The 13,717-nt window shown below is 69.2% G+C and carries 13 protein-coding genes; 11 read left to right on the top strand and 2 right to left on the bottom strand.

Annotated features, from left to right (window positions below):
- Window positions 1-1,069: 1,069 nt before the first annotated feature.
- From ACYVN4_RS36135 to ACYVN4_RS36125, 3 genes are all read left to right on the top strand, one after another.
- On the top strand, window positions 1,070-1,321 hold the full coding sequence (locus ACYVN4_RS36135; RefSeq protein WP_460727166.1) for a hypothetical protein: 252 nt from the start codon (window positions 1,070-1,072) through the stop codon (window positions 1,319-1,321).
- Complete coding sequence (locus ACYVN4_RS36130; RefSeq protein ID WP_460727164.1) at window positions 1,318-1,767, top strand: hypothetical protein; 450 nt, start codon at window positions 1,318-1,320, stop codon at window positions 1,765-1,767. The genes ACYVN4_RS36135 and ACYVN4_RS36130 overlap by 4 nt, the downstream gene beginning before the upstream one ends.
- Before the next feature lie 211 nt (window positions 1,768-1,978).
- Window positions 1,979-2,617: a DUF4192 domain-containing protein gene (locus tag ACYVN4_RS36125; protein WP_460727162.1), complete on the top strand. Its 639-nt coding sequence runs from the start codon at window positions 1,979-1,981 to the stop codon at window positions 2,615-2,617.
- An 8-nt stretch (window positions 2,618-2,625) separates the two neighbouring features.
- Here the strand turns inward: ACYVN4_RS36125 and ACYVN4_RS36120 are convergent, their stop codons facing one another.
- A complete protein-coding gene (locus tag ACYVN4_RS36120; RefSeq protein WP_460727160.1) occupies window positions 2,626-2,973 on the bottom strand; it encodes a hypothetical protein in 348 nt (115 codons plus the stop codon).
- 65 nt (window positions 2,974-3,038) lie between these two features.
- On the opposite strand from ACYVN4_RS36120, the gene ACYVN4_RS36115 reads away from it, so the two are divergent.
- The 7 genes from ACYVN4_RS36115 to ACYVN4_RS36085 all read left to right on the top strand — a co-directional run bounded on the left by ACYVN4_RS36115 (window position 3,039) and on the right by ACYVN4_RS36085 (window position 7,921).
- Window positions 3,039-3,539, top strand: a complete 501-nt coding sequence (locus ACYVN4_RS36115) for a hypothetical protein (protein WP_460727158.1) — start codon at window positions 3,039-3,041, stop codon at window positions 3,537-3,539.
- Between the two features lie 14 nt (window positions 3,540-3,553).
- Window positions 3,554-3,898, top strand: a complete 345-nt coding sequence (locus ACYVN4_RS36110; RefSeq protein ID WP_460727156.1) for a hypothetical protein — start codon at window positions 3,554-3,556, stop codon at window positions 3,896-3,898.
- 51 nt (window positions 3,899-3,949) lie between these two features.
- Window positions 3,950-4,678 carry a DUF2786 domain-containing protein gene (locus ACYVN4_RS36105; protein ID WP_460727154.1) on the top strand — a complete coding sequence of 243 codons (729 nt, stop codon included), beginning with the start codon at window positions 3,950-3,952 and terminating at the stop codon, window positions 4,676-4,678.
- A 95-nt stretch (window positions 4,679-4,773) separates the two neighbouring features.
- Window positions 4,774-4,941 carry a hypothetical protein gene (locus ACYVN4_RS36100; protein ID WP_460727152.1) on the top strand — a complete coding sequence of 56 codons (168 nt, stop codon included), beginning with the start codon at window positions 4,774-4,776 and terminating at the stop codon, window positions 4,939-4,941.
- Between the two features lie 94 nt (window positions 4,942-5,035).
- Window positions 5,036-5,794, top strand: coding sequence for a PP2C family protein-serine/threonine phosphatase (locus tag ACYVN4_RS36095; protein ID WP_460727179.1), 759 nt, complete (start codon window positions 5,036-5,038; stop codon window positions 5,792-5,794).
- A 73-nt stretch (window positions 5,795-5,867) separates the two neighbouring features.
- A complete protein-coding gene (locus ACYVN4_RS36090; RefSeq protein WP_460727150.1) occupies window positions 5,868-7,235 on the top strand; it encodes a hypothetical protein in 1,368 nt (455 codons plus the stop codon).
- Window positions 7,236-7,264: 29 nt separating this feature from the next.
- Complete coding sequence (locus ACYVN4_RS36085) at window positions 7,265-7,921, top strand: hypothetical protein (protein WP_460727148.1); 657 nt, start codon at window positions 7,265-7,267, stop codon at window positions 7,919-7,921.
- A gap of 134 nt (window positions 7,922-8,055) precedes the next feature.
- On the opposite strand, the gene ACYVN4_RS36080 is transcribed toward ACYVN4_RS36085, so the two are convergent.
- Window positions 8,056-8,469 carry a hypothetical protein gene (locus ACYVN4_RS36080; RefSeq protein WP_460727146.1) on the bottom strand — a complete coding sequence of 138 codons (414 nt, stop codon included), beginning with the start codon at window positions 8,467-8,469 and terminating at the stop codon, window positions 8,056-8,058.
- Window positions 8,470-8,774: 305 nt separating this feature from the next.
- On the opposite strand from ACYVN4_RS36080, the gene mobF reads away from it, so the two are divergent.
- Window positions 8,775-13,706: a MobF family relaxase gene (mobF, locus tag ACYVN4_RS36075; protein ID WP_460727177.1), complete on the top strand. Its 4,932-nt coding sequence runs from the start codon at window positions 8,775-8,777 to the stop codon at window positions 13,704-13,706.
- Window positions 13,707-13,717: the final 11 nt, after the last annotated feature.

The raw sequence follows: 13,717 nt of genomic DNA, 5'->3' as shown, positions 1-13,717 counted from the left end.
TACTACCCGACACACCGCCGACACGCGCTGCGGCTTGACCCCTAAAACCATCGGAGGTCTTACACAGTGGGAAACGATCAGCCGCGCCACCACCGGCACCGCCGGGATGCCTTGAGCTACCGCGGCACCGAGCCCTCCCGCCGTCGCGCAGCTCCCGCGGGCTCACCCTGCCAGCCCGGATCCGCGGGAGGCAGTTCGGTTCCGGCCGGCCGTGCCTGTCTGGTCACGCCGCGGGGAGGACTTCGCGAGCGTTGCTCGCGCGGGTGCCGGTCCCGAGGTGGTGGACTCTCCGTCTGGCTTTTCGGGACTATCACTGGGGTTGAGGCCGGTCAAGCCGAAGAGCGTGGCTTGACCGGCCTCAACCCCAGTGATCGGAGACGTCCCCGCCAGCCGGAGGGTCCACCACCAACCCACCAGTGTGGCCCGTCCCCCGGAAAAGACAGAGCTGCACGCCCTGGCGGGCGTGTGCGGGGGCGCTGCCCCCGAGACCCCCGCCCCTCGCCGGGGAGGCGCCTCCAGAGGGCCACAGAAACCAAAGAAAAAGGGCCAAACCCGCACATTCTTACGCGCGAAAACACTACCGGACCTGCGAAAACGAGACCCTCGAAGATCAGTGAATCCAATGCGTAAGACGCGTGAGGCGCGTAAGATTTAGGTATTGGATCGGAAAGGCAGCGCAGACCGGGTCACCGATTCCGAACGGACTTTCTCAACTCCACAGCAGACCGGCGCGAACATACCGACCTTCGCCGCTTGCGTCCCGCGTGCCAGCGGGCAGCCACAGCATGTTTCGGCTGGACATGTCCAGCAGTGCGAAGACGCCCAGGGTTGACACCCGGGGCCGTAACGCCGTGACCCGCGACAACGGGCACGGCAGGAAACCTAACGCCGGTCCAGCCGTCCCCCCTTATCCGTTCCGAGGCGAGGAGAACGCGCATGCGTGATCCGTTGTGCCCCAGTGCGAAAGCTTCCGTTTGCACTCCAACTCGTATTGCGAGGTGTGTGACGAGTTCATCGATCTCGACGAGCATCCCGCCATCGTCGACCCGCTCGACCGGAAGGGTTCGTGATGTACGCCGATGACCCGCCCGCAGCCTTGCCGGTGTGCAAGTGCCGAAACTGCGTCAGCGGAGGCGCGTACGAGGACGAGACCGGCATCATCCCGTCCGGGTGCCACTACCGCTACCACAAGCATTGCCAGGGCTGCGAGTACTACGGCCCGATCCGCAACGCCGAGCAGCTGTGCGACCCGTGCCTGCGCGCGCACCGCCGCGACGTCCTGCCGCTGCTCGACATCGACCAGAAGGGAACCCGATCGTGAACCAGCACACCACCGCAGCCGCCGCCGTCCCGCAGGCCGAGACCCCCGCCCCGGACGTGCGCGGGCTGGTGTTGACGGTCTTTCGCGGCCCGTACAACGCCACATGCGGAGTCACCGCCACGCACGACAAAGTGACCGTGATCGGCATCGTGGACGAGACCCAGAAGGAGGAACACCCGGTCCCCGAGTGGCGCGCCAGCGCCCCGACCCCCGACGCGCCGCCGGTCGTGGTCGTGATCAAACGCCGGTTCTCCTCGCTCAACACCTACCCGCCCGAGCGGTACGCGTTCCTGCGCCCCGTCCCGGCCCCGGGCCAGCGGCCCCCGTGGTTCATGCACGGAGGCAACTACGCCGGAGACACCGACAGCCGATTTCACAAGGCCCTGGAGCGGATTCTCGGGTATCCCGTCGGGGCCGTGTTGCCCGTTCACGACCGCACCGAATAGCACAACCCCGCCAACCCACACCCAAATTGCGTAAGAAATGTACATAACTGGGTTGGCGTTCAGCCCGTTCACCCATCACCGGCGAACAACTCGACCGATTCGCCGCCGTCTGACCAATTCCTGTACGCCACCGGCTCGGGCCCCGGGCGGTCCTCACCTGCCCGGGGCCCGAGCCGTGGACACCTCCAGCCTAGCCAGAAAGGCCCCCGCCATGGCTACACCCGCCGACCGACCCGAACCCCACCTGTCCGCCACCGCGCCCCAGTCGCGGCCGGAGCTCACCGGCCCGATCCCCGCGTTCGGCGCGAGCGACCGCGCGGAGGTCGCCGCCGCGCTGCCCGCCGCCGCCAACGCCGCCTCGAAGCGACTCGCCGCCGCCCTGCGACGCAACGACCCTGACAGCGACAGCCGCGAATCGCTGCGGAACGTGCTGCAGCACATCGCATCCACCGCAGCCCACCACCCGCCCTCAGCGCGCGACCTCGCCGATATCGCGGTGGCGCTGCGCGACAAGGTGGTGCGAGACGTGATGTTCGGACTCACCGGCGGCAGTCACGCCGCCGCCGCCGAACAGATGTGGGTACGGCTGACCCGGTGTCTGCCGTACCCCGACCGCGCCGAAGCCGCCGCCCTGCTGTGCTTTTTCGCCTACGCCCGAGACGATCTCGCGTTGGCCCGCTACGCCGCCGAAGTCGCGCTGCGCGTCGACCCCGCCCACACCATGGCTCGGTTGCTCGAAACCGGATTGATTTTCGGGATGCCCGCCGCGAAGTTGGGCCACCTCACCGAAAACGGCCGCGAGATCGCCGCCGACCTACTCGGCACCGATTGGCAGCAACTGCCCTCGTGATCAGCCGGTCAGGGCGTCAACGTCGGCGGTGGCACCAGCGCCGCCGACACCGCCCAGGAGTGCGGAGCCAACACCGCGACCTCGCGACCGTAGCGCACAAGCACCGTGTGCAGGCCCGCCGCCGCGCTCTCGCGTAGTTCCCGCACTTGTTGGCGAGCTTCCCCCACGGTCAGAGTCTGCCGCACATCCCCACCGACGGGCACCCGCCGACATCCTGTGCGCCACACCGACACCGGCAGCAGCACCGCCTCAGCCGTCCCGTGCCACAGGACCGCGACCGTGTCCCCGTCGAAGTCCGCGCCGTCGACGAACCGCGACCACTGCGCGCGCAGCTCATGGACCGGGACCGATTGCACACCAGCACCGTACAGCCGCCGCGGCCGAACCCAGGCCACGGCAACACCAGTGAAAGGACACCGCTGTGAACGACGACCGTCAGCCCCGCCCGCCGTCGGGCACCCTGTTGCACTTCGACGGCATCGAAGCCGTCGCCCTGCTGCGCCTTGAAGAGCCCAACGGCGACGCCGTCACAGTGGCCCGCGAACTGGCCACCGGCGCATTGCTGATCCTGATCACCTACGACAACGGCACCGGGTTGCGCACCTGGGCGCGCATCAGCGACGAGCAGGCCGCGCAGCTGGTCGAGACCACCCGCGCCGCACTGACGAGCGTAGGCCCGCAGATGAGCGCCGCCCGCCGCGCTCAGGTCGAGATCACCGCCACCGGCGAAGGATTCCGCGCCGCCGTGGTCGCCGATCTGGGTTTGTTCAGCCGCGCCGTGCGCGACGGTCTCACCGCCGAGTCCCCGGCCGCGAGCGTGCACACCGTCCGCTCGTATCTCGGATTGCGCTGTGACGCCGTCGAATCGGTGCGGATCCTGCCCCCGCAGGCCAGCACCGCCCACCCCGCCCGCAGCGAGTGAAAGGCGATCGAGCGATGACCGAGCAGCCCCACGCGATCAGCCACGAGAACGAAACGCTGACGTTCGAGATCAAGAACATGCACTACCGCGACGAACCCGACCACTTCTGCACCCGCCGCCAGGGCTACTACGCCGAAGTCACGTTGGGGTCCGGACACACGCTGATGGTGTCGCAGCTCGAAGGCGAGGCCCCGCAATGGGGCATGGACGCCGCAATCGGCCCCAAGGGTGAACCGCTGTGGGTGCACAGCTTCGGCGAACGGGCCGGACTGCGCGTGCGCGGCGCGATCGCTCCCATTGCCAAGGCATTGAACGCCGAACGCGACGCCAAGGCCACCGCGGCACTCAAGCCCGAATAGCCGTCCCCGAGCTCCAGCCCCGCCCGATCGTTTCCGAGAAAGGACATTCCGATGACCGAGCAGTCCGGCGCACCCTCGCACGACATGTTGGACAAGGTGCGCAAGTTGCTGACCAAGGCCGAACGCGTCGCGGGCACCCCCGAGGCCGACGCGTTGAACAGCAAAGCGTTCGCGTTGATCGCGAAATACGGTATCGACGAAGCCCAGGCCCGCCAGCGGAAGACCGAGCAGGGCCCGGCCCCCATCGAAACCGCCGAATTCCGTCTGATCGGCCAGTACCAGCCCCAACAGGCACAGTTGTTGAACATCCTGTCCACGGCGATGCACTGCGTTGCGATCAAACACCGTCGAGGCGGTGACCCTCAGATCCGGCTGTACGGGGTCGCCGCGCACCTGACGCGGGTACAGGTTCTGTTCGCCACTCTCATGCCGCAGATGCTCGCCGGAGCCCGGTGGATGTCCAGCGCCGCCGGAACGCCTGCACGCACACGGAAAGTTCGCGCGTCGTGGATGTTCGGTTTCTACACCGAGATCGGTGAACGCCTCACCGCCGCCGAGACCACCGCCACCGAGGACAGCGAACCGGGCACCGCGCTGGTGCTGGTCGATGACCAGCAGCGCGCCGACACCATCATGCGCGCCGAATTCAGCGGGCAGTTGCGCACGACCCGCAGCCGCGCCACCTACTCCGCCGACGCCGCCGGACTGGGGGCCGCCGCCGCCCGCCGCGTGAATCTCGGACAGACCGGTATCGGCGGCCGCCGCGCCCTCGAACGCTGACCTATCCCCGTCTTATTCGCAGCGGCCCACCTCTCCCTCGAATGCGTAAGTTCCGTACACATTCTTTGGAAGGTGGGCCGCCCGGAGAAAGGCCCGTGCATGCCCACCCCTTGCCCGTGGTGCGTCCCGGCGGCCCCGACGATCCGGACCCGGATCTGTTGTGCGGCAGCCATTACGCCGAGTTCGAAGGCTCGAGCGTCGCGCAGATCGAGCGCCGCGACCGCATCGATTACGCCGAATGGTTCGACGCCACCCACGGCTAGCCCCCCGGTTCGCCACTGCCGCAACCGAATCCCAGAAAGCGAGGCCCCGAAATGACCAGCACCGCCCCTTGATCGCGCCACGACCGCCTACCACCTGCGGGACATCGAAATCGGGGCCGCGTCCCTGATCGGTGGGCGCGCCCACAACGAGGACGCGACTGCCCACGCTACTTACGTCGAGACCGCCCCCGGTTATGTCGTGGTCGCCGCCGCCGATGGCGTCGGGTCCATCGCTGGATCCGCTCTGATCGCCGACGCCGCCGCGCATGCCGCGTGCACGCTCGCCGCGTCCGTCGACTACCGCAGTGCCCCGGGCCAGTTGATCCGGCTCACCCGCGCCGCTGTGCCCCTGTGCGGCCGCCACGCCAACGCCAAGCAGCGCGAGACGTTCGAGAACTACACCGGCGAGTACGGGGCACCGCGCCCGTCCACGACTCTGGTTGTGGCGACCATCAGCCCCGACGCCACGGTCAATGTGGCGTGGATCGGCGACAGCCGCGCCTATGTCCTGCTGGGCAATACCCGCCTGGTCGCCCTCACCCGAGACCACAATCTCGGTGCATTCGGCCGCCCGTGGGATTTGACTCGCTCGCTGGCGCGCCCCGAAGGCCAGCCCGAAGAGAACGCGTGGCCCTCGTGGCCGAACCTGCTGCGGGCGCGGCGAGTGCTGCTGAGCACCGACGGCGTACACGAAGCCCTGTCACAGAAGACGATTCGCCGCATTCTCACCGTCGCCCCGACCAGTCAGCAGGCCGCCCACTGGCTGACCCGCGCCGCCGTCGCGGCCGCAGGAACCCGCGCCGACAACGCCACCGCCGTTGTCGTCACCATCCCCACCCCCGACCGCCCGTAAAGCCCGCGGGACGCGCCCCCGAATTTGCGTAAGAACCGTACATCCATTCCGGCCGAGTGAAGGAGTCCCGATCATGCGTAAGACCCGCCGCAGCTACACCCCCGAACAGATCGCAGCATGGCGCGCGGAGGAGAAGGCCACCGCCGACCACGTCGACACCCTGTTGAGCGACCCCGACGCGGTCAGCGCGATGGTTGCCACCGCCGTGCGGATCCCGTGCGGGCGATTCCTGCGCTACAGCCTGCGCAATCAGGCCCTGATCCTGCGCCAGGCCGAAGAGCGCGGATTCACCGTGACCGATATCGACACCGCCGCCGGATGGCGCGACCGCGGCCGCTACCCGGCACAGCCCGCGTTGAAGATCTCCGCCCCCAAGGGCCGCGAGGCGGCACCCGAGACCGGCCAGGACACCGGGCCGGTACTGCTCGAAATCGTCGAGGCAGGCACGGACACCAACGAGGGTGAGGGCCGCACCCGTTTTCGGATGCGCAAGGTGTGGGACATCAGCCAAACCAGCGGGATCGAGGACTTCGAGGGCGAGCCCGCCACCGTCGAACCGGTCAGCGACCCCGCCGCGCTGCTGTGGGTGACGCTGTGCGGCGAGGCCGAGCGCTATGGATTCACCGTCGCTTTCACCGCCGACGTCACCGCCACCGTGCCGAGCGTCGACGAAGACCGCGCCGTGATCACCGTCGGCGAAGCCGACCGGGTGGAGCATCTCGCGCGGGTGATCGGTCCGATGAGCGCCGATCGTTCGCGCGCGGTCCGTGACCCGGCCCCGCGCGAATACGCCGGTACCGCCGTCGATCTGGGTGAATTCGGGACTGTCTACCTCACCGACAGCACCGACCTCATGACCGCCCGCAGCTATTACACGATCGCTGGCAAGCGTTTGAGCGGGACGGTCACGGTGTGGATCGAGGACGACACCACCGCCACCGAACCCGTGTGCCGCGTGAGCGTCGTCTACGGCGAGGACGACGGCACCCGCGAACGCAAGTGGTTCGAACGCCCCAACCCGCCCCAGGTCAACGGCATCGCCGTTGTGGGCGGCTCACGACGTATCCACGTCGCCACGTTCCCGCAGCTGGGCAGGTGGGAGGCCAACGCGCGCCGCCCGATCAGCGACACCCACACCGACCCGTGCCCGCCCCGCACCACCGAGCGGTTCATCGCGGTACTGCGCGCGATCCTTCAGCAGTTCCTGTCTCGCCCCGACCTCGACCAGATACACAGCGCGGCAATCGTGGTGGCAGCCCGCAACCGCCGCCTCGCTCAGCGGGCCGCCGCCCAAGCGTTGGCCGCCGAGATCGAAAAGGAACGGGAAGCCAGCGCCGCCCGCCTCGCATCGTTGCAGGCCGACCGCGACGCCCTGCTCGCCGACGCCGCCGACGGCGAGGACATCACTGCCGACCCCCGCCCCGCCGCCGCGCCAGAGTGACCGGCCGATCCGCGTAGGAGGTTCCCGTCATGTCGCGCCACCCAGACCCCGCCGCACCCGATCCGCCGGGCCGTCCCGGCCGGTCGCACGGATCCGCTGACCGCGCCGCCGTCGCGGAGGTCGTGACCGAGATCAAGGCCGCGACCCAGCGCCGCGGGCAACGCGCGATGCACCCGGAGCGCAATCTCGTGGCCGCACTGCTGACCCTGGACCGCGACCGGGCCGCCGAAGTCCTGTCGCTGGTGCTCACCACGGATTTCGAGGACCACCTCAGTGCCGTTATCGCCGCCCTGATCCGTGTCATTGCCTGCGAGCGTGGCGAACCGCCCACTCCGCAAGCCGTGTTCGCCCTTGCCCGCAATCTCGGGCCCAAGCTCGCGGAGTTCCACATCAGCCAAAACCGCATCGCCCAGGAACTGACCGACGTCTACACCCTGGGGCTACCGATCACGGTGTGGTCCAGCGCCCGCCAAGTCGTCGAAGACTCCTACCGGCGACACCTGTGGACACTGTTCACCCGAGGCAAGCAGATGTGCGAGACCTCAGCGGAGATATCCGCGATAGAAGCCCTGATCAGCCGAGCCCGAGAACCGTTGCTTGCCCACCGTGCCCGCCTGGTCGAACTCACCGGCCGCGCACGCGGGCGCCGACAGCCCGCACCCGCCCACCCCGAACTCATCGCCTGATAGCCCCCGCAGGCCCAACGACGTGCCCAGCCGCCCAACGACGCGCAGCGCGCGGGAGTCCCACCAAAATGCCCCCGTGGGTGACCGATCCGGATCGGTCACCCACGGGGGCATTGCCATGTCCGCAGTCGGATCTAATCGCCGACCGGTCCCGGCGCAGCCGACGGTTTGGCCGCCGGCCCCGACGCCCGCCCGGTCGCCGCCGCAGGCGCGGCCAGCCGCAGCAGCCGCCGCACCTCGCCCAGCTCGAAGCCAGTCAGCTCCACCAATGTCGGCTCGTCGGTCCCGCGCGCCTTGATCCGCGCCAGCGCCGCCGCTTCCTCCGCTTCCACCGCGCCCGCCGTGGTCGCGTACGCCTGCTGCGCGGCCGCGATGTCTTTGTCACGTTTGGCGGCCGCCCGCTGGATCTGCGCGCCCGCCTTCAACACCGCCGCCAAGTCCTCAGCGTCCGCGTGCTCGCGTTCCCGCGCAGCCGCCGTCACCGCGGCCATCGCCGCGCGCGCTTGCTTGCGGGCTACAACCGCCGGTCCAGCCGGTTTGGTCGCCATCGCATCCCCTTCCAACGGGCCGCGCGGGCGGCCCTGTCGCGCCGGTAGCCGGGGTGTCGCCCGGCTCGAAGTCCGTTCAGCGATCTTGATTTCTCACGCTACGCCCGCTCTGGCCGTTCCCGCCGCGAATCTTCCGCAATCCTCATCCGCGCGTCCCGTGCTCATGTCCCTGCCGCTCCCTATCCCGATCGCTTGCGATCTACCCCTGTAGAGCCTTATCCCTATACACACCTCTTGCACTATTGTGAATTTTCGGCCACGACCCCTTCCGAGCTGCATGTTTCAGGCCTACCGTTGATCTCGTGATGACCATCCACGCGATCCACGCGGGCGATGGCTACACCTACCTCACACGGCAGGTCGCCACCGGCGACCGCACGCGCGCCGCCGACAAATCCTTCACCGATTACTACACAGCAACCGGTACTCCCCCGGGCCGTTGGTTCGGCCGCGGCGCTGAGATTCTCGGAGTGAACGGCGAGGTGTCGCAGGATCAGATGCGCGCCCTCTACGGCGAGGGCATCCACCCCGATGCCGACAGGATCATCGTCGATGCCGTCGCCGCCGGCATGACCGCTCGGCAAGCCCTCACCGCCGCCTCCCTGGGCAGCGGAGTGCACGCCCGCGGCAACGGCACCAGCGCGATCCAGGCCATCTATCTGCGTGACAAGACCACGGCATTGGCTGAAGTCGGCCGCCCCCTCACCCAAGAGGAGTGGCTGGATCTGCGTGTCAGTGCGGCCCGCCAGCACCTCACCGACGAACTGGGCCGCGAACCGTCCGACCTCGAAATCGATGACGCCCTGGCCGACGAGAAGCAGCGCCAGAGCAAGGCGGTCGCCGCCTACGACTGCGTGTTCACCCCGCAGAAAAGCGTCTCGATCCTGTGGGGGTTGGGCGACGATGCGCTGCGCGCCGAGATCGCGGCCTGCCATCGTGAAGCCGTCGAAGAGACCCTGGCACGCATGCAATCGGAGTTCGCGCTCGCCCGCCGCGGGGCGGGTGGAATCCGTCAGATCGACGCGGACGGCATGACGTTCGCGCTGTATGACCACTTCGACAACCGCACCGGCGACCCCAACCTTCACACCCACGCCGTGGTGTCCGCGCGGGTGCTGGGTGCGGATAGGAAGTGGTGCGCTCTGGATGCGCGATCGCTGTATGCGGCAACGGTTTCGCTGTCGTGCCAGTACAACGCCGCGATCACCGGCAAGCTCAAGCGCCGCCTGGGTTTGCGGTTCGAACCCCGCTACCGCAATGGGTTGGGCAAGGCACCGGTCTACGAGATCGCCGACGTCCCCGAAGCGTTGATCGCGCACTTCAGTCGCCGCCCGAACATCGTGCGCGCCACCGAGAAACTCGTCGCCGACTACCGCGCCAAGCACGGCCGCAACCCCAGCAAAGCCGTCCAGATCCGCCTCGCTCAAGCCGCCACCCTGGCCACCCGCGACGCCAAGCCGCTGCCGCGGACCTTGCGGGAAATGATCGAGGAATGGGCGGCGGATACCGAAGGGTTCCTCGGCGACGGCCGCACCGCGCAGGCGTGGGTCGAGCACGTAGTGGAGCTGTCGCGGGATCCGAACATGCTGCGCGACTACGACGCCCAGCACGCCGCGCTCACCGCGGCCGGACTGCTCGCCGAGCATGTGGTCGAGCTCGCCGACAGCACACCCGGACAGCGCGCCGCCGCGGTCCACGACGCCCTCGACCGCTACGAATTCGCCACCGACACCGACCGATCGGCCGCCGCCGACGAGGTCGTGGCGCTGCTGGATCCCGAGCACGACAACAACCTGCTCGACCTCGCCACGCGCGTCGCCAGCCATGCCGGACGCGAGGTCTACGACCGCGGCCAGATCGCCGCCGAGGTCGCCGAGACCGTCGCCCGTCGCCGAGCGACCTGGACCGAATGCCACATCCGCGCCGCCGCCGAAGACCGTGTCTCCGCCTGCGATTTCGCCACCGATACCGAGCAGCGGGCTGCGGTCGCCGAGATCGTGAACGCGGTACGCGCGACCAGCATCCGGCTGACCATCGACCCCGAACCCGTGCCGCAAGCCTTGGCCCGCAGCAACGGACAGAGTGTGTTCTCCACCTGCGCGGCCACCACAGTCCGGTTCACCAATCAATCCGTTCTCGACGCCGAAACCGCACTCGTCGACGCCGCACACTCCCCCACTGCCGAGTTCGTCACCAGCAACGCAGTCACCGCAGCCATCGCCGCAGTCGAGGCCGAGACCGGCCAGAGGTTGAATGCCGGACAGCAGCGGATCGTGCGCCATCTGTGCACGTCCGGGACGCGATTGGCGGTCGCGATCGGGCCCGCTGGCACCGGCAAAACCACCGCCATGCGCGCGGTCGCCCAAGCGTGGATCGACGACGGCCGAGAGGTGCTGGCGCTGGCGCCACAGAAGTCCTCCGCCCGTGTTCTCGGCGACGACATCGGTGTCCCCGCGCGCACGATCGAGTCCCTGCTGACCCGTGCCCGCAAGACCGGCGACCTCGGTATCGAGCCTGGCACGATGCTGCTCGTCGACGAAGCAGGGATGGCCGCGACCGCGAATCTCGCCGAGCTGCAAGCCCTCGCCGACGCACACGGTGCGGTGGTCCGATGGATCGGCGATCCCGCACAACTTTCCGCCGTGGAGGCCGGGGGGTGCTTGCGCCTGGTCGCCGCCGACACCCATGCACCCGAGCTCGATACCGTGGTCCGATTCACCGATCCGGACGAGGCGCAGGCGTCGCTGCGCGTGCGCGACGGCGACGCTCCCGCAGCCTGGGAGTTCTACGATTCCGCGGGCCGGATCGTGTCCGGGATGGTCGACGAACTGCGCGAACAGATCCTCACCGCGCACCTGGCCGACCTCGACGCCGGAGTGTCGAGTCTGATGATGGCCGCCACCCTCGAGGACGTCCACTTGCTCAACGGCGCAGCGCAAGCCGCCCACGCGCAGGCCGGACACGTCGCCACCAGCGGGCCCGGCGCAACGCTTGCCGACGCGCACACCGCCTACGTCGGCGACATCGTGGTCAGCCGCCGCAACACCAACCGGATCCGCATCACCGGCGGCATCCGCGCGGGGGATCCGATCGACAACGGCGAGCAATGGCGGGTGCGGAACGTGCACGCGGACGGGTCGCTGACCGTCGCCGGGATCACGCATCGCGGACATGTCGTGCTGCCCGCCCGTTACGTCGCCGACAACACCGAGCTCGGGTACGCGAGCACCGTCCACCGGGCCCAGGGCATGACCGTCCGGCACGCGTACCTGCTCATGGGCGCGGCGTTGGGCCGCTCGCTCGCGTATGTCGGGCTCACCCGCGGCAGCGACTACAACGGCATCTTCCTGGCCACCGACACCCTGCCCGACCCTGCCCTCGACCACGCCCCCGCCGAGGCGCGTAGCGATTACGAGGTGTGGTGTCGAGAGCTCGCCCGCGAGGACGACAACATCACCGCCACCGAAGTCCTGCGCCAGGAACTCGCGGCCGCCGAGGATCCCGAGCGGCTGCGCGAGATCTACGACCACGCCCGCAGCCTGCTCGTACACGACCGCATCGACGACGTTCTCGAGCGCGGTCTGCCCGCCAGCCTCTACACCCAGATCGCGGTGTCGCCGCACTACGAGACCTTGGTCGACACCCTCGATCGTGCCGAGCAGTCCGGCCTGGATCTGACCACTCTGGTCGGGCTGACAGCCACCGACCGGTGGCGGGTCACCGTCGACCCAATCGACGAGACCGACGACCCGGCCGCGGTCCTGCGGTCGCGCGCCGATCGCCACATCGCCCGCCAGCTCGGCCTTCCCGCCCACGGCGCCGAGGGCACGTTCCTCGCGGTCCGCGATCTGCCCGCTCCGGAACTGGCGGCCGCGCCGCCGCGGTTCGCGGGCATCGATGCCGAACTCGCCGACTACACCAGCGACCTCTACGACCGCCTGACCGAACTCGACGAACCCGACCAAGCCGACCAAGCCGACCAAGCCGCCGAGCGTGTGGCCGCGATCAGCGAGTTCGCCGACACATTCGCCGTTCCCGACCCGGCGGAACTGCCCGCCCGGCTCGCGCGGATCCGCACCGACTACGAACACACCGCCCGCGCGCTCGGCCGCGACTGGGCCCGCCACGAACTCGCCCAACACCTTCCGGCCGGGCTGCACCGCCACGTCGAAGACAACCAAGATTTCGAGCACCTGCTCGACGTGGTCGCCGCCTCGCACACCGCCGGCCTGGACGCCCGCGAGTTCATCACCGAGATCACCCAGGCCAGCCAACCACCCCTCACCCAGGCGGCGGCCGCCGCGAGCGTGCTCGCCGCCCGCGGGCAAGCCCTCCTCGACCAGCACCAACACGCCCGCACCGAAGTCCTGCGCACCAACCCGACACCGTTGCCGCCCTCGCATCCCGGTATCGACCACCAGCTCGCCGCCCACGCGACCCAACTGCGCGAGCAACTCCATGCCCTCGAGGACCTCGAACTCGCCACCGAACTGCAAGCCGACCCGCTGCGTAGCCTCGACGGCCGCGACCTCAACGACCGCATCCGCGCCCTGCGCGCCACCCTCACCCGACCCGACCCCGCACCGGCCACCGCGCCCAGCGAAGCGCTCGCGGCGGTCGAAGCCGAGCACGCCCAGCTGCACACGCAAGCCGATCTCGTACGTGCCGCCCTGACCGCCCAGTCCACGGCCGACACCACCGAGGCGGAACTCGCCATCGCGACAGACGCGGTCGCCGACGCCCACCGCAAGCTCGAGGCGCTGCCCGCCTACCGGATCGGTACCCGCCGCGAGACCGAAGCAGAACTCGGCATCGGCCAGCACAAGCAGGCCACAGCCCGTACACAGGCCCAGCAGGCCCGCCAACACGCCGAAGACGCCCGTGCCGAAGCTATTGCCGCCGGGGCGGCCCCGCATCGCTGGCAGGCCATCCTCGACCGCGACGCCGACACAACCGGCAAACGCAGCGAACTCGCCGCCGCCCGCTATACCGACACCCGTATCGCCGACCTTCACGCCCGCCAGGTCAAAGCCCGCGCCACGACCACCGCGAAACTGGAAAATGCCCTAGCCGAACGCGATCGCCGCCGCGATCTCGCCCCCGCTCGCGCTGCCGCTGAACAACGCCTACGTGACCAGCACGCCGCAGCCAAGGCCGCCGAGTACGAAGCCGGTCGCAACCCGCGCGGACCCGAAACAGACGCGGCCGCCGAGCACGATCGCGGGGCCGAGGCATAGCCGCTACGGAA

This window comes from Nocardia heshunensis (assembly GCF_054782115.1).
The sequence above is the reverse complement of the archived record's forward strand: the minus strand, read 5'-3'. Positions and strand labels throughout refer to the sequence as shown.